The sequence below is a fragment of the Microvirga ossetica genome, from assembly GCF_002741015.1.
In the GTDB taxonomy this organism is placed as follows: Bacteria; Pseudomonadota; Alphaproteobacteria; order Rhizobiales; family Beijerinckiaceae; genus Microvirga; species Microvirga ossetica.
The window spans coordinates 168,123-183,892 of record NZ_CP016616.1; the positions used below are offsets into that span (position 1 = coordinate 168,123).

The window sequence follows — 15,770 nt, forward strand, 5'->3', positions numbered from 1 at the left end:
TAGGGGGGTGCTCATCTCGCAAAAGGAATAACGCGATATGGGCTTTCCGCTCCCTCAGCCCTCTGTCATCGAGGAGTGGACGGCGATGCGGAACAGCGCTCGCCCGCCAGGGCTGGAGTAAGACAAGTGCGGATCTTTCCCACCCAGAACAAGTACCTTCCCGATCGTCTTGAAGCCGATACGCTTGAGAGATTTCAACGACGGTTGATTGTGCACCTCAATATAGCTGACAAGTCCTTGATATCTCCCATCGCCCACCAAGGCCCGAAAAGCTTGGGCTGCACCCGCGCCGCAGAGCCGTTGGCCCCGGAAGGCCATCGCGGTGAAGGTCTTGTACATATAGATATAGTCTCGTCGGAAATGCGCCGTTAGCCGCGGTGAGACAGGAGTTGGACGCGTCGCGTACCAAGCATAGGCTGCCAATATTCCGTTCTCGACGAACCCGTAACATCGGTCTCCTCGGCCGAAGGCTGCAGAGAGGAAGCCGGCGTCCAGTTCAAGCGACGGATCCTGCTCGGCAAAGCGCACCAGTTCGTCAAGACACAAAAACCTCCAACGGTCGTCCCAGCTCGCGACCAGGCTCCAGTCCATGTCGCCTTGCTCCAGGATGAGGATCTGGAGAACCAGCATTGTGACAACGCTGTTGGCCAGACGATAGGCGATGTGGAAGGCAGCATCGACAACGCCATTGTGCATGAGATAACGACGGAACCGCTCGTGCGCTCTCCTTAGCACTACAGTTGCACGCTGCACAGGCGCCCTAATTACCTCCTGATCTGATACAGGAGGCTGCCATGTCAGGCGTGGCCATCGAGCAGATGCTCGAACTCTGGTGTGTGGAGTTGCGTCAGGTCAAAGCTGATCTCAAACTCCAGTTTGCTCATCCCAGTGTCGCGGCCTCTGCGGCCGCCTTCCTCGACGGTCTGCTCGGGCCGGAGCGGCGCAAGACCGGCTGGATGCGGGCGGAAGCCGCCGGTGATCCGGGACCATGGCGCCAGCAGGCGGTGCTCGGGCGCAGCCACTGGGACGCGGATGCTTTGCGGGACATGGTGCGCGACTATGCGCTCGAGACGCTCGCCTCTCCCGGAGCGGTACTGGTGATCGATGAGACCGGCTTTCTCAAGCAGGGGCAGAACTCGTGCGGGGTGGGACGCCAGTACACTGGGTCAGCCGGCAAGATTGCCAGCTGCCAGATCGGCGTGTTTGCCGCTTACGCGTCGGACAAGGGCTGCGCCTTGATCGACCGCCAGCTCTATCTGCCCAAGGACTGGACGACGAAGCCCGAGCGCCTGGCCACGGCTCACGTGCCCGATGCGATCCGCTTCGTCACCAAGCCGCAGATCGCCGCCGCGATGATCGAGCGGGCCCTGGCGGCCGGCGTACCGTTTGAGTGGGTGGCCACCGACACCATCTATGGGGCCCTGGCCATGCAGCTGCGCCGAGCTGGCAAGGGTTACGTGCTGGGCGTTCAAGCCACAGACCGCTTCAATTCCTGGGACAAGAGCCCGCCGGTGGCCGGCACGGCCGCGACGATTGCACAGGGGCTTGCTCCCAAGACCTGGCAGCGTCTGTCGGCCGGGATCGGCACCAAGGGGCCGCGCCTGTATGATTGGGCCTATGTCGCGTTGGCCGATCTCGAGGCCGAGGAATTCAACGAGGCGCTGACCGGCCTGTGGATGCGCGGCCTGCTGATCCGGCGCAGCATCAGCGATCAGGATCTGGCGTTCTTCTCGACCTGGTGCCCGGCCGGCACACCGATGGAGACCCTGGTGCGGGTGGAGGGCCAGCGCTGGGCGATTGAGGATGCGTTCGAGACCGCGAAGACGGAGTTGAGGCTGACGCACAATGAGACGCGTTCGTGGCACGGTTGGCATCGGCATGTGTCGCTGGTGATGCTGGCGTTTGCCATGATGACGGTGGTGCGTGAGCACGCCAACCGCCTTACCTCACCCCAAAAACGAAACGACGAAGCCCGACTGCAGCGCTGGTATGCTGGTCTGTCCAGGAAATCCGCCGGGTCGCCACACGTCTCCAGCAGCGCCGGATCGAGCCTGCCTTCGTGATCGCCTGGTCCGCGTGGCGACGAGCGCATCAGGCCATGGCGCAAGCCTCACATCGCAAACGAAAGGTGCAACTGTAGTGTTAGCTGTTTGGTAGCGGAACGTTGTTGGGATCGGGTGCGTTACGCAATTGAGGAGTACACTTGGCGCTTCGATGGCCTGCGACGCCGAGCCCCTCGTCGAAGGAGGACGTGATGCACTCCCTTCATCCGCAAGCCCGCACCACCCCAGCCGTTCGCCAGGAGATCGCCCGCTCGCGCGAGCCCACCGGCGTGCTGGCCCAGCGCTTCAGCGTCAGCACCGAGACCGTCCGCAAGTGGCGCAAACGTGGGGCGCAGGACTGCCAGGACCATAGCAGCCGGCCGCACAAGCTGCCCTGGAAAGCCACGGAGGAAGAGCGCGCCATCGTCTGCGCCCTGCGCCAGGCCACCGGCTTTCCGCTCGACGACATCACCTTCATCGTCACGCACTTCCTGCCACATCTCAACCGCGATGCCGTCTACCGCATCCTCAAGGCTGAGGGCTTGGGACGCCTGCCGGCGCAGCAGCACAAGCGGAAGAGCGGCACCTTCAAGGACTACGATCTCGGCTTCGTGCATATGGACATCAAGCACCTGCCCAAGCTGCAGACCGCAAATGGCGAGCGCCGCAAGCGCTTCCTGTATGTCGCCATCGACCGTTGCTCACGCTGGGTGCATCTCGCCGTCAAGGACGACGAACTGGCCACCAGCGCGATCGCCTTCCTGAATGAGGCGGTGCGTGCCTTCCCGTTCAAGATCACGCACGTGCTCACCGACCGCGGCTCCTGCTTCACCGCCGACGGCTTCGAGGACGCCTGCCGCAAACTGAAGGTGGAGCACCGCAGGACCAAGCCGTACACGCCGCAAACCAATGGCCTTGTGGAGCGCTTCAACGGGCGGGTGCAGCGCGAGGTGCTGGGCATTACGATCTACAGCCACCGGGATCTGGAGACGCTGCTCAAGGGCTTCAACCAAGCCTATAACCAGAGACGCCAACGCGTGTTGAAGGGACGATCCCCCGAGCAGGTGGTGCACAGCCGCTTGGCCGCCGAGCCGAAGCGGGCCAACCGGCGCTACAAGCCGCCCGATTCAGACGCTTTGTCGCCAGCCCTCAGGGTCGTCGCTCGCGCCAAGGAGGTCTCGCATCCAGACAGTTAGCCGCGAATGCATGTCACTCCCTAAACCCTAAACCGACTTTCTGCGATTGGACCGATCCCATGGACGGGTCAGGTCGGTAGGACAGATTTAACATACTGTCTCGTGGCAAGTTCCGCAGAGTCCTCTACACCAGTACTTTGCCCGCATCGCCTTCAACCTAGTCAACAGCCCGTCTTATGTCAGATGGTCTTCAGCGGTAGCACCATATAGAGATATCTCAGTTCTATAGAATTGTGCGGGTCATCGAAATCAGGCCTGCGGCAGATCAAGTTTAGATGCAGCTGTTACTGGCGAGCCCATCTGCAGGGTTGGACCGGTCTGAGGTGCAAAGCGCGGCTTATCTGACTGGCGCCGAAGCCGTCCGGCTTACAGAGCGGCCAGACGCGCCGACATCTCGCGTTGTAGGAACGAATACCCCGACACGCCAACGTCGGTTCGCTGCCCCTTTTGCGCAGCTCAACGCGATACCTGTCCGCAAAAGTTTCGTGCTGTCCGGGCTAGACACTCGACAAGGGATTACCCCATAGTAGTGAGGTAACTGCGTTGAGGACTGGGATGCCCTTGCTATTGGTCGCGGCCCTGCTGGGTGGATCTATCACATTCGCAACGCTTTTGTCTTACGGGATATTCCCTGCGCTTGCGGGGGCGCCGTTTGGCGGAAGCGTAGTGAGTCTCGTTGCCGGCCTTTTCCTGGCCTTTGTGAGAACCAGAGCCGAGCGCAGCGCTTAGCGCAGCTCCGAGAAGCCGGAAGCGGCTTATGTTACTCACCCCGTTTCGAATGAGCAGACGCGGGCAGTGATCGACGAGCCCGGCTTTGAATTTTGCTCAGGTCACCGGATCATCGTCATAACCCAAGCAACGTCGCGGCTCGACCGGGTCTCCATACCCACAACGGCGTCCTCGACCCGACTATTTTGCGTGGAACGATTTAACCGCTCAATAGTAATGCCCGACAGCCTACGGACTTGGTGACTGACCAATAGAGTTACCAAAGGGGACTTGGTATTAGGTCATACCCTATGTTGAGGTAGAGCTTATATCCTATTAAGAGCTATTTTTTCTCACTCGTAATTATCGATATACTTTCACATGCTGCATATGCGGGGATCAAGCTGAGGCTTTTACCCTGGAGAAGGCTGCTGATTTTTTGTTTTGCCGAACCGGAGCGCTCGGCTCTCCTCAGCGCTCAGCTCTTAGCGAGGCTAGCACCATGACGAATCTTAGTTGGAGCGGCACACCTATTGGTAATCCCTGGGGGGATCTCGGCAGCCCAGGTGACCCGCCTAGGAGCGGACCGCCCGGGGGGGAAATATTCGGCATCTCCAACAATGATATTTGGGGCAACGGTCTCGAAACCCATTCCATATATGGCACTGCGGATGTCGACGTCATCTTTCTCGACGTCAAAGGTTACGACACCCCACGCCTGATCAACGTCACACAATTCTACAGTGGCACGGGAAACGATCTAGTCGACCTAACCTCCGCGCGCTTCAATTACGGAGCGACACTGGTCAACGGTGGAACTGGAAACGATTGGCTTCTAGGAAATTCCGGCAACGACCGCTTTTTTGGAGTGGCCGGCAACGATTATCTGAAAGGCTACGGTGGCAAAGATTCCCTTAGTGGCGGTGACAACAACGATCGTCTGTATGGTGGTCGAGGAAACGATAAGCTGAATGGTGGCTCGGGGCACGACTATCTTTACGGAGAGTTTGGGAAAGACACCCTCGCTGGCGGAAAAGGCAACGACAGGTTCGTCTTCGATGTCTCCCCTATCAGTGCGAACAGGGACACGATCACTGACTTCTCCGTGCGGGACGACAGCATCCACCTCGCTCGATCCATCTTCACAAAGGTGGGGGCGAAGGGGGCGCTCAAGTCTGGCGCTTTCTGGACCGGGTCAGAAGCACATGATGCGAATGACCGGATCATCTACAACGATGACACCGGCTACCTCTATTACGATCGTGACGGGACAGGCGGCGCGCAGCAGCAGGCTATCGCGAAGCTGTCGAAGCATCTCGAGATCACGCACAAGGACTTCTTCATCGTCTAAATGAAAGTCGTCAGGTGCAGGAAGAGAACTCCTCTATAACCCTGGCTGCGAAGACAGCCAAGGTCGAGGTGATCGGTGAGCTGCCACGGCTTGAAGCACTCGAAGAGCAGTGGCACGCTCTGGCCCGCGATATTCCATGGCCTATGGCCCAATTTGAATGGATTATTTCGGCGGCAAAGACCTATCGAGACGATAAGTTTTGCGTTGTAATCGTGCAAGAGGCGGGCGTCCTTCAGGCCGTCGCGCCTCTTGTGCTCCGGCGCTACGGCCTCACTCACCGACTGGAATGCCTCGACTACATGCTGGCTGAGCCTCAGCGACTTATCGCACGGGACGAGCGGCATCTGCAGCTTCTGTTCAAGGCCTTGAGGGCGCTGCGCTATCCTTTCATTCTTCAAGGCGTTACCGCCGAATGTCAGGACGACCAGTGCTTCAGAACGACTTCCGGTTCCGGCCTGAGGATGGTGGCAGCAAGCGGCAGCAAGGATTCCTTCGTACCGTTCGACGATCCCGGTGGTAACCTTGAAGACCGCATGTCGGCAAGCCGGCGCTGCACTCTAAGGCGCAAACGGAAGGCAGCCGAAAAGTATGGCTCGGTTAGGTTTAACATCCTGAGACCGCACTCCGATGAACTCCCTGCGCTTCTCGACGAGTTCTTTCGGGTCGAATCCTCCGGCTGGAAAGGAAGGGCAGCAACCGGTCTGCAGTACGACATCCAGCGGGCTTCGTTTTTTCGGATGTACTGCGACCGAATGGCTCGCGAAGGCGCCCTGCGCCTCGGCTTCATGAAGATCGGTGACACGACGACGGCCGTTCGTATCGATGTCGTATGGGGCAACAAATCATGGGAGCTCAAGATCGGCTACGATGAGGGTTTCTCCAATTGCTCGCCAGGGTTACTGCTTAGCCATGAAGCACTCAAGCATGGGCAGGCGGAAGGACTCCTCGGACATCATTTTCTCGGCGAGGCCGAAGCTTGGCACGAAACCTGGGCAGCAAAAACAATGAATAGAGTAACTCTCCGATACTATCCTACGACCCTGCCCGGCGTGGTGACACTCCTTCAGGACGTCAGCTTCCATGTTGCGCGGGCGATCGAAAAACGATCGAGTGCCTTTTCATCTCGCAGTCGGGGCGTGCTTGGCAAAGCAGAAATCCCTCAGGCGACCGGGGCATGAGCAAATGCGGCTCCGGCGCCCATCCTGGGCACATGGTGTAACCTTCGCAATTTCCACCTGAGTTCCGTATAAACGTTACCCGGCACGCTTCGCATGGGCAGCCATTACAACTTCCACGCACTCTCTAATACTAAGTTTCACTAATCCGAAGCCCTCTTGCGAGGGTAAACTAGGGTTGTAAATTCCGTGGCGGCCCGGAGGGCTATTTATGCGAAGCAATGGCAATGCATCGTTTTTTTCAGCTTAATCAAAAACTTGCAAGGCGAATAACGCCCCCGCATGTCCATGAAGCGAATGTCTTTGGGACATACTGGAAAATCGGAGCAATGCTGCTCTCCCATCCCAATGTCCGCAAGGTTGTCGATGTAGGGGCCGGGAAGAAGTGGAATTTTCCGGGGCACTACAAAGCATGGTATGGGATCGAGCTTATCGGTGTCGATATCGATGCCGACGAGATGATCCCCAACCAGCTTCTCGACCAGAAAATCGTATGCGATGCCGTCGAAGAGATCCCGCTTCCGCCGAATTCAGTCGACCTAGTCATGATCAATTCGGGGATAGAGCATTTCGCGAACAACGAAAAGTTCTTGCAGAACGCCTACTCGATCCTGAGGCCTGGAGGGTACCTGCTGGCTCAGTTCCCGGGACGGTTCTCTCCATTCGCAATCATTAATCGGATGCTGCCTCAAAAATTATCTCGAAAACTCCTGGATAAATTCACCGATTCACCAGGAGAATTGGGCTTCAAGGCGATTTACGACCGCACCAACTACTCATCCTTAAAGCAGATTATCTCGAATACAGGATTTAAAGAGGCATACTACGTACCCGGGTTTTACAGCAGCTACTATTTTGAGTTTTTTATGCCTTTCTATCTAATTTCTTATCTTTACGACTCTGCCAGATTTTCGTTAGGGGCGCGCAATCTAGCGTCATACAATCTGTGGGTACTTCAAAAACCTGGCGAGGCGGAAGATTGCGAGGCGAATTTCCGCTTCTACGCGTGGTCTTAGCCCTCGATGGTTGAGTTGTTTCCGGATCTGGCCGTTCAGAGTCTCGGCCGGTGAAACTGCGCAATGCCCAACGGTGGCAATGGGCAGCGGCGCCAGTCGAATTACTCGCACACACACGAGTAATGTCCGGAGAGGGGCCAACATCACGAAGAGCCACTCGACCAAACGAGACCGATTACTGTCAGCGGCTTGCCGATCAGTGATTAGCGCCTTCAGCAGCGTTCGCATGTCAGGGCCGTCGTCGGCTCTTTGGCGACGATACAGAAAACAGGGAATCGAAAGACGTATGCGGATTGCACTTTTTGTAAACAGCCTCGCTGGCGGTGGAGGTGAGCGAGCTCAAGTGATGCTGGCCAACGCATTGGCGGCGAGAGGCCACGATGTCGAACTCATCGTTGTCAGTCGCGCCGGGCCTAATGAGGCCCTTGTATCACCGTCTGTGCGCATTACGGATTTGGGAACCGGGCGCGCCGTCTGGAGCCTGCCGAAGTTAATTCGCGCGCTGCGCGATTCTCGCCCTGACATATTGGTTTCTGCGATGGCCGCGGCCAATGTACTGTCCGCACTCGCCGGTCAGGTTCTTCGGCAATTGCCCATGATTGCGATCGAACACGGCGATATGAACGCCGTCTACCACTTCGAGAAAAAGCAATTCGCGGCTCGAATGGCATATATGATCACGCCATGGGTCTATAGCCGTTTTGCCCGTATCTTTTGTGTCGATCAGAGCAGCTTGCTCTCGGTTGCTGCATTTACGAGGCGGCAGGACCTGCCGCTGTCGGTAATGCCCAATGCCGTTATCGGAGACGATATCGACCTCATGACCGCCCAGGATGTCGATCATCGATGGATGGCGGACGATGTACCGGTGTTTCTCAACATCGGACGGATGGTCGATCAGAAGAATCACTCTCTGCTTCTGCAGGCCTTCGCTCGTGTCGTCGCCAAGCGGCCCGCTCGTTTGATCATCCTGGGCGATGGCCCGCTGAGGATGGAGTTGGAACGAGAATCCCATGAGCTCGGGGTGCAGGATTATATTGACATGCCGGGATTCCATAACCCCTTCCCGTTCCTGGCCTCGGCATCTGCCTTGGTGCTGAGTTCCCGGTGGGAGGCGCTGCCGACGGTCGTCATCGAAGCCCTTTATGTCGGTTGCCCGGTCGTTGTCACAAAGGCATCGATGGGGACGCTCGAGCTGGTCGGTTTCGGACGTTACGGCCGGATTGCAGAGCAGGAGTCGCCCGAAGCGTTGGCGCAGGAGATGCTGGCGGCGCTGGACGCAAAGGTGGACAAGACCTCGCTGCACTCCCAGGGCGCCCGATACAGCGGCAGCGCCGTGGCAAGCATCTATGAGCGCGAATTCGCGGTGGTCATCAGCGAGGCCACGGGTGGAGATGGAAGCTGGATGCCGACATTGAGGGCCTGACTCACTCGTCAGGAACCCCGGCCTCGAAGACCAAGCGCCCTCCCCCGACTGCGGCAAGGCCGAGCTTCAATCCTTTGCCGATCGGATTGTCCGGGGAACGGGAGAAGAGATCTGCGTCAAAGCCGGATGTTGTAAAGACGGACCCGGTGCTGTAAAGGCACACGCGCGCCTTAAGTCGCGTGTCCTGTCGTTCCGGGGCGCCTGCGAGGCGCTGGATCGATCCAGGCGACATAGGGAAGTCTGCGCTGCCGCGCGACAGGCCTGGTGCCCCTGCCCTCGATCGACAGGTTTCCCGGCCAGAATTCGCTAAAGACGCGGCCTTAGACGGGCACCTCCCGGATGTCAGTTTCGATGGAAGATTGGATTTTTTGCGGATGAATGCTCCCGCGCCGAAAGTCTCGTTCGTATCCCTGGGCTGCCCCAAGGCCCTGGTCGATTCCGAGCGCATCATCACCCAGCTTCGCGCCCAAGGTTACCAGCTGACCAAGGAGCATGACGGGGCGGATGTGGTGATCGTCAACACCTGCGGCTTCCTCGACAGCGCCAAGGCAGAGTCCTTGGAGGCCATCGGCGATGCCATGGCCGAGAACGGCAAGGTCATCGTGACCGGCTGCATGGGCGCCGAGCCGGAGCAGATCCGCGAGCATTTCCCGAACGTGCTCGCCATCACCGGCCCGCAGGCCTACGAATCCGTAGTCTCGGCCGTTCATCAGGCCGTTCCGCCCGCCCACGACCCGTTCATCGATCTGGTGCCGCCGCAGGGCGTGAAGCTGACGCCGCGGCATTACGCCTATCTGAAGATCTCCGAGGGCTGCAACAACCGCTGCTCCTTCTGCATCATCCCGAAGCTGCGCGGTGACCTCGTCAGCCGCCCCATCGGCGACGTGCTGCGCGAGGCCGAGAAGCTGGCCCGCGCCGGCGTCAAGGAGCTTCTGGTGATCTCGCAGGACACCAGCGCCTACGGCCTCGACATCAAGTACCAGCCGAGCCTGTGGAAGGACCGGGAGGTCCGCACGCGCTTCTTCGAGCTTGCCAGGGAGCTCGGCGAGCTCGGCATGTGGGTGCGCATGCACTACGTCTACCCCTACCCGCATGTGGACGAGGTCATCCCGCTGATGGCCGAGGGCAAGATCCTTCCCTATCTCGACATCCCCTTCCAGCATGCCTCGCCCCGCGTCCTGAAGTCCATGCGCCGCCCGGGCAACCAGGAGAAAACCCTGGAGCGCATCCACAAGTGGCGCGAGATCTGCCCGGACCTCGCCATCCGCTCGACCTTCATCGTCGGCTTCCCCGGCGAGACGGAGGAGGACGTGGACTTCCTGATGCAATGGCTGAAGGACGCCAAGATCGACCGCGCCGGCTGCTTCCAGTACGAGCCAGTCCAGGGCGCGCCCGCCAACGACATCGACGGCGCGGTTCCGCCGGAGGTGAAGGAGGAGCGCTGGCACCGCTTCATGCAAACCCAGCAGAAGGTCAGCGCCAGGATCCTCAAGAGCAAGGTCGGCAGGACGCTGCCCGTCATCATCGACGAGCAGGGCGCGACGGTGGCTACCGGCCGCACGAAATACGACGCTCCCGAGATCGACGGTGCCGTCTATGTAGCCTCAAGGACGCCCCTGAAGCCGGGCGAGATCGTCAACGTGAAGATCGAGAGCTCGGACGAGTACGACCTGCACGGGACGGTGGTTTGATCTTCCTCCGTTTCCCGCATTTTTGTTGCGAGAGACTGGCGCAGCCTTCACCTCTCCCCGGTGGGGAGAGGTCGAGCGGAGCGAGGGTGAGGGGGAGAGCGTTATCCGGAGAGGGCGTAACCCCTCACCCGCGCCTCCGGCGCGACCTCTCCCTCAAGGAGAGGTGAAGTCGCGCCAGATCCTGATGGACTTGCGCCCGTCCTCTCGACGAATTATGTGACCTACCAACCAACAAAAAAGGCAGCCGGTCGCCCGACTGCCTCCTTGTTCAAGCCCGCTTAAAACTTATTGCGGGATCTTGTCGTCGATGCCCTTCACGTAGAAGTTCATGCCGAGCACCTGCTCGTCCGAGAGGGCGCCGCTGCCCTTGCACTCGATCTCCTTGCCGTCCTGGCCGATGACCGGGCACTTGAAGGGGTTGAGCTTGCCGGACTTGATCGCGGCCTCGGTCTCCTCGGCCAGCTTCTTCACGTCGTCGGGCATGTTCGTGTAGGGCGACATCACGACCATATGGGCATTGAGACCGCCCCAGGTGTCCTCCGACTTCCAGGTGCCGTCGAGAACGGCCTTGGCGCGGGCGACGTAATAGTCGGACCAATTGTCGACGATGGCGGTCAGCTGCGCCTTCGGCGCGAAGCGCGCCATGTCGGAGGCCTGGCCGAAGCCGAAGCGGCCGCGGGCCTCGGCGGCCTGGATCGGCGCCGGGCTGTCGGTATGCTGGGCGAGCATGTCCACGCCCTGGTCGAGCAGGGCCTTGGCGGCGTCACCCTCCTTCGCGGGGTCATACCAGGAATTGGCCCATACCACCTTGATCTTCACGTTCGGGTTCACCGATTGCGCGCCGAGGTAGAACGCGTTGATGCCCGAGATCACTTCCGGAATCGGGAAGGCGCCCACATAGCCGATGGTGTTCGACTTGGTCATCTTTCCGGCGATCTGGCCGATGATGTAGCGGCCCTCGTGGAACTTTGCCGCATAGGTCGAGAGGTTCGGAGCCCGCTTGAAGCCGGTGGCGTGCTCGAACTTGATGTTCGGATACTTCTTGGCGACCTTAAGCGTCGGCTCCATGAAGCCGAAAGAGGTCGTGAAGATCAGGTCGTGGCCAGTGCGAGCCAGCTGCTCGATGGCGCGCTCGGAATCGGCTTCCGGCACGCTCTCGACGAAGGTGGTTGTCACCTTGCCCGGAAAGGCCTTCTCGATAGCCTGGCGGCCCTGATCGTGCTGGTAGCTCCAGCCGTGATCGCCGACCGGGCCGACATAGATGAAGCCGATCTTGATCTTGTCCTTCGCCTGCGCGAGCGCGCCGGTCGCGGACAGAGCCAGAACCGTTGCCCCCGCCACGGCCCCAAAGATTTTCCCTGAAAACATGCTCGTTCCCTCGAGTTTAGATTTCCACCATTCCGTCGCAGGTCTTAAGGCTTCTGGCAAGAATTCCTCTGCCTGCGCTTTGATCAGATTAACATCACTTTGCTCACCGGTCAGGCACGAATGGAACGCCCAGGGATCCCGGCGCTCCGATGGCCCGGCCATGGCGCAGGGAGAGGAGCAGAAGGGCGAGGATGGTCGCCAGATAAGGCACCGCGGACAGGAGCTGCGACGGCACGCCGAACTGGGCCGCCTGGGCGTGAAGCTGCAGCACGGTCGCAGCTCCGAAGATATAGGCGCCGATCAGCAGCCAGCCCGGCCGCCAGGCCGCGAAAACCACGAGCGCCAGGGCGATCCAGCCCCGTCCCGCCGTCATGCCCGGCGACCAGAAGCGTGTATAGACGAGCGCGAGATAAGCACCGGCCAGACCCGAGCAGGCCCCGCCGAACAGGATCGCCGCGAACCTCACGCGCCAGACCGGAAGGCCGAGCGCATTGGCCGAGGTATGGTTCTCGCCGATGGAGCGCAGGGTCAGTCCGGAACGGGTCCGAGTGAGGTAGATCGCAACCAGGATCGTCAGGGCGATCGAGGCGTAGACGAAGAGATCCTGCTCAAAAAACAGGCGTCCGATCACGGGGATATCGCTCAAGAGGGGGATGTCGATATGAGCAACGGGATCACGCCGCGCGCCGACGAAGGGGGCGCCGATCAGGCCCGACAATCCGAGGCCGAAAATGGTCACGGCCAGTCCCGACCCCACCTGGTTCGCGGCGAAGCCCAGCACGACGAGCGCGAACAGGGACGCCATCAGCGCGCCTGCCAGCATGCCGGCCGCGACGCCCAGGAATGTGGAGTTGAACGTCACGGCGGCGGCGAAGCTGCAGGCGGCACCCATCGCCATCATCCCCTCGACGCCGAGGTTCAGCACGCCCGAGCGCTCGGTCACGAGCTCGCCCAAGGCCGCGATCAGCAGCGGCGTAGACGCCGTGACGATGGTGAGCAGGATGGCTTCGAAAGTGGTCATTTGCCCCCTCCCCGTGTCACGAAACGAATGCGGTGGCTGACGAGCGCATCGGCGGCCAGAACGCAGAGCAGCAGGATGCCCTGGAAAGCCTGCGTGAGATCGAGCGGCAGCTTCAGCAGAATCTGCGCGCTCTCGCCGCCGATGAAGGTGAGCGCTACCACCAGGGCTGCGACCAGGATGCCGATGGGGTTGAGCCGGCCGAGAAACGCCACGGTGATGGCCGTGAAGCCATAGCCGGGAGAAATCGACGGCTGCAGCTGGCCGATCTGCCCCGAAACCTCCGAAATGCCGGCGAGCCCCGCCAGCCCGCCCGAGATCGCGAACACCGCCATCGTGGTCGATTTGGAGCTGAAGCCGGCAAACCGCGCGGCACGCGGCGCGTCGCCCGTCAGCTTCAGGCGATAGCCGAACAGCGTCCGCCCCAGGATCACGGCCGTCGCCAGAACGGCGATGAGCGCGAACACGGCTCCAAAATGAACGCGTCCGCCCTCGAAGATCGGGTGCAGCGTTGCGGAGGGATCGAAGGTCACGGATTGCGGAAAGTTGAAGCCCTTCGGATCGCGCCAGGGTCCGCGCACCAGATAATCGAGCACGAGCTGCGCGACATAGACTAGCATCAGGCTGGTCAGGATCTCGTTGACGCCGAAGCGGGTCTTCAGGAAGGCAGGGATGAGCCCGTAGAGCGCACCACCGATGACGCCGAGGAGCAGCATGAGCGGCAGTACCCAGAAGCCGGCCTCCGTGCCGTGGGTTTTCAGCGCGAGCCAGCTGCCGAGCACGGCGCCGATGACGTATTGGCCCTCGGCGCCGATGTTCCAGAGATTGGCGCGAAAGCAGTAGGAGAGACCGATGGCGATGAGCGCCAGCGGCGTTGCCTTGACGACGAGCTCCTGCAGCGACCAGGGATCGCTGAGTGGCTGAAGCACATAGACGTCGAAGGCCGCAATGGGCGAGCGCCCCATCAGCCAGATGACGAAGCCGGCGATGAGGAACGCGGTGATGAAAGCGGTAACCGGCGCAAGCGCGCGCATCGCGGGCGAGACATGGGGGCGGGGCGTCAGCTCAAACCGCATGGACGCCTCCGGAAGCTTGCGCAACGCCTAGCATTTCAAGGCCCACGGCCTCCTTGGTCCATTCGCCGATGGGTCTGAGCGGGCTCAAATGCCCCTGGTGGATCACCGCCATCCGGTCCGCCACCTCGAACAGCTCGTCGAGGTCCTGGCTCACGACCACGACGGCACTGCCCTGCCGGGCGAGATCGACGAGAGCCTGACGGATGAGACGGGCGGCGCCGGCATCGACGCCCCAGGTCGGCTGGTCGACGACGATCAGCTTCGGCTTGCGGATGATCTCGCGGCCGATCACGAATTTCTGCAGGTTGCCGCCGGAGAGTTTTCGCGCCTGTGGGTCGCCTTCGGGCGTGCGCACGTCGAAACTCTGGACGATCGAGCGGGCGAGCCGCTTGGCCGCGTTGAGCAGGATGAAGCCCGAGCGGCTCACTTCCGCGGCCGCGTGGGATATCAGGGTGTTTTCGCTCAAGCGATGGGTCGGCGCGGCTGCGTGGCCCAGGCGCTCCTCGGGCACGAAGGCAGCACCCAGCCGGCGCCTTGCATCGATACCCGCAGTCCCGGACGGCCGTCCCGCGATGACGACGGCATCCGGCCGATCCGCCAGGCGCTCGCCGGAGAGCGCAGCGAAAAGCTCGGTCTGGCCGTTGCCGGCAATGCCCGCGATGCCGACGACCTCGCCCGCCCTGGCCGTGAGGTTGATATCACGCAGCGCCTGGCCGTGCAGCCCGGCGGGCGACATGGAAAGAGCCGCGACCCTGAGCATCTCGCCTTCCGGGTGGTGCGGCGCATCGGTGCGGATCTCGCCGACCTCGCTGCCGACCATGAGAGCTGCGATCTCGCGGGCGCTGCTGGCGCGGGGGTCGATGGTGGAGACCACGCGCCCGGCGCGCAGGATCGTGGCGCGGCGGCAGAGACGGCGCACCTCCTCCAGCTTGTGGGAGATGTAGAGGATCGAGCAGCCCTCGGCCGAGAGCCGGTCGAGCGTCGTGAACAGATGCTCGGCCTCCTGCGGCGTGAGCACGGAGGTCGGCTCGTCGAGGATCAGCAGGCGCGGGTTCTGGAGAAGGCAGCGGACGATCTCAATGCGCTGCCGCTCGCCCGCCGACAGGGTCCAGACCGCCCGGTCGGCATCGAGCGCCAGACCGTAGGTATGGCTGATCTCACCAAGCTTGCTGCGGACGGTCGAGAGGTTCCAGTCGCCGGAGAGCGCGACCGCGATGTTCTCGGCCACCGTCAGCTCGTCGAAGAGCGAGAAGTGCTGGAACACCATCCCGAGGCCGAGATTTCGCGCCTCGACCGGAGAGGCGATGGACACGGGGCGCCCTTCCCAGCGGATCTCGCCGGCGCTCGGCTCAATGACGCCGTAGAGGATCTTCACCAGCGTCGACTTGCCGGCTCCGTTCTCTCCGAGAAGCGCGTGGATCTCTCCCGGCTCGATCGAAAGATCGATCCCGTCATTGGCGAGAAGGTCGCCATAGCGCTTGCTGATCCCTTTAAGCTCGACGAGGGGCGGCCCCGAGGATGATAGGTCTGCCTTCACACAAGCGTCTCTGACTTAAGGGTTGCAGCCGGGTAGGAATATGCACATGGATGACGGCCCGTACGGAACTTGGCAAGTAATCTTGGCAAGTGCCGCCCGGTTCGCCCTCCCCTATGGATCGATCATAGGGAGGCGGTGCGCCGGTCGGCAATGGCGAATCCGTGCT

12 protein-coding genes are annotated in these 15,770 nt (G+C 61.1%); 7 read left to right on the forward strand and 5 right to left on the reverse strand.

The genetic code is table 11. From position 1 onward, the window contains the following. Window positions 1–54: 54 nt before the first annotated feature. A complete protein-coding gene (locus BB934_RS00715) occupies window positions 55–753 on the reverse strand; it encodes a GNAT family N-acetyltransferase (protein WP_157933949.1) in 699 nt (232 codons plus the stop codon). A 41-nt stretch (window positions 754–794) separates the two neighbouring features. On the opposite strand from BB934_RS00715, the gene BB934_RS00720 reads away from it, so the two are divergent. The 7 genes from BB934_RS00720 to rimO all read left to right on the forward strand — a co-directional run bounded on the left by BB934_RS00720 (window position 795) and on the right by rimO (window position 10,605). Next, a complete protein-coding gene (locus BB934_RS00720; protein WP_237050130.1) occupies window positions 795–2,063 on the forward strand; it encodes an IS701 family transposase in 1,269 nt (422 codons plus the stop codon). A 191-nt stretch (window positions 2,064–2,254) separates the two neighbouring features. Then, window positions 2,255–3,238 (forward strand): IS481 family transposase, encoded by a 984-nt coding sequence (locus BB934_RS00725; RefSeq protein WP_099507925.1) that lies wholly within the window; start codon window positions 2,255–2,257, stop codon window positions 3,236–3,238. A gap of 1,210 nt (window positions 3,239–4,448) precedes the next feature. Beyond that, on the forward strand, window positions 4,449–5,297 hold the full coding sequence (locus BB934_RS00730; RefSeq protein WP_099507926.1) for a calcium-binding protein: 849 nt from the start codon (window positions 4,449–4,451) through the stop codon (window positions 5,295–5,297). A 14-nt stretch (window positions 5,298–5,311) separates the two neighbouring features. Continuing rightward, complete coding sequence (locus BB934_RS00735; protein WP_099507927.1) at window positions 5,312–6,475, forward strand: GNAT family N-acetyltransferase; 1,164 nt, start codon at window positions 5,312–5,314, stop codon at window positions 6,473–6,475. Between the two features lie 224 nt (window positions 6,476–6,699). After that, a complete protein-coding gene (locus BB934_RS00740; protein WP_237050131.1) occupies window positions 6,700–7,488 on the forward strand; it encodes a class I SAM-dependent methyltransferase in 789 nt (262 codons plus the stop codon). A 346-nt stretch (window positions 7,489–7,834) separates the two neighbouring features. Next, the gene (locus BB934_RS00745) at window positions 7,835–8,914 is read left to right on the forward strand and encodes a glycosyltransferase (protein WP_162299132.1); all 1,080 of its coding nucleotides are present in this window, start codon (window positions 7,835–7,837) and stop codon (window positions 8,912–8,914) included. A gap of 374 nt (window positions 8,915–9,288) precedes the next feature. Continuing rightward, on the forward strand, window positions 9,289–10,605 hold the full coding sequence (gene rimO, locus BB934_RS00755) for a 30S ribosomal protein S12 methylthiotransferase RimO (protein WP_099507931.1): 1,317 nt from the start codon (window positions 9,289–9,291) through the stop codon (window positions 10,603–10,605). 285 nt (window positions 10,606–10,890) lie between these two features. On the opposite strand, the gene BB934_RS00760 is transcribed toward rimO, so the two are convergent. The 4 genes from BB934_RS00760 to BB934_RS00775 all read right to left on the reverse strand — a co-directional run bounded on the left by BB934_RS00760 (window position 10,891) and on the right by BB934_RS00775 (window position 15,604). Continuing rightward, entirely contained in the window at window positions 10,891–11,973 is a 1,083-nt protein-coding gene (locus tag BB934_RS00760) for a BMP family ABC transporter substrate-binding protein (RefSeq protein WP_099507932.1), read from the reverse strand. 103 nt (window positions 11,974–12,076) lie between these two features. Continuing rightward, the gene (locus BB934_RS00765) at window positions 12,077–12,994 is read right to left on the reverse strand and encodes an ABC transporter permease (protein WP_099507933.1); all 918 of its coding nucleotides are present in this window, start codon (window positions 12,992–12,994) and stop codon (window positions 12,077–12,079) included. Then, window positions 12,991–14,067, reverse strand: coding sequence for an ABC transporter permease (locus BB934_RS00770; protein WP_099512563.1), 1,077 nt, complete (start codon window positions 14,065–14,067; stop codon window positions 12,991–12,993). The genes BB934_RS00765 and BB934_RS00770 overlap by 4 nt, the downstream gene beginning before the upstream one ends. Then, window positions 14,057–15,604 carry an ABC transporter ATP-binding protein gene (locus tag BB934_RS00775; RefSeq protein ID WP_099507934.1) on the reverse strand — a complete coding sequence of 516 codons (1,548 nt, stop codon included), beginning with the start codon at window positions 15,602–15,604 and terminating at the stop codon, window positions 14,057–14,059. Before BB934_RS00775 ends, BB934_RS00770 begins: the two co-directional genes overlap by 11 nt. Between the last annotated feature and the right edge of the window lie 166 nt (window positions 15,605–15,770).

Coding starts and splice junctions, on each gene's coding strand:
- BB934_RS00740 (WP_237050131.1), top strand. CDS start 6,700: ATGCATCGTTTTTTTCAGCTTAATCAAAAACTTGCAAGGCGAATAACG.
- BB934_RS00720 (WP_237050130.1), top strand. CDS start 795: ATGTCAGGCGTGGCCATCGAGCAGATGCTCGAACTCTGGTGTGTGGAG.
- BB934_RS00770 (WP_099512563.1), bottom strand. CDS start 14,067: ATGCGGTTTGAGCTGACGCCCCGCCCCCATGTCTCGCCCGCGATGCGC.
- rimO (WP_099507931.1), top strand. CDS start 9,289: ATGAATGCTCCCGCGCCGAAAGTCTCGTTCGTATCCCTGGGCTGCCCC.
- BB934_RS00745 (WP_162299132.1), top strand. CDS start 7,835: ATGCTGGCCAACGCATTGGCGGCGAGAGGCCACGATGTCGAACTCATC.
- BB934_RS00765 (WP_099507933.1), bottom strand. CDS start 12,994: ATGACCACTTTCGAAGCCATCCTGCTCACCATCGTCACGGCGTCTACG.
- BB934_RS00725 (WP_099507925.1), top strand. CDS start 2,255: ATGCACTCCCTTCATCCGCAAGCCCGCACCACCCCAGCCGTTCGCCAG.
- BB934_RS00730 (WP_099507926.1), top strand. CDS start 4,449: ATGACGAATCTTAGTTGGAGCGGCACACCTATTGGTAATCCCTGGGGG.
- BB934_RS00760 (WP_099507932.1), bottom strand. CDS start 11,973: ATGTTTTCAGGGAAAATCTTTGGGGCCGTGGCGGGGGCAACGGTTCTG.